We start from the raw sequence: 244 nt of genomic DNA, 5'->3' as shown, positions 1-244 counted from the left end.
CAAATAGGCCCTGACCTTGCGTTCGGCCATGGCGGCCAGATTGGCTTCGGTCGCAAAGCCCGCGTCGCCGGAGACCTCTTTCAGCTTGCGTCCGAGATTGGCCTTGGCCTGGTCGACCAGCGGGATCAGGGCGCCGTAATCGGCCGGGTTGGTCGCCAGGCGCTGGGCGACGATGATCTGGTGCGCCTGATCGACCGCGATCTGGCCGTTGAAGCCGGCGATGAAGCCGTCCCGGGTGGGCTGC

General features: G+C 66.8%; 1 protein-coding gene. It reads right to left on the bottom strand.

Annotated elements, in window-relative coordinates:
• Positions 1–244, bottom strand: a 244-nt coding sequence (locus IEW34_RS30480) for a transposase (RefSeq protein WP_244641874.1), incomplete at both ends; no start/stop codon positions are given.

The sequence above is a fragment of the Chelatococcus reniformis genome (assembly GCF_014640075.1).
GTDB classification, from domain to species: Bacteria; Pseudomonadota; Alphaproteobacteria; order Rhizobiales; family Beijerinckiaceae; genus Camelimonas; species Camelimonas reniformis.
This window is presented reverse-complemented; position numbering and strand designations above follow the sequence as displayed.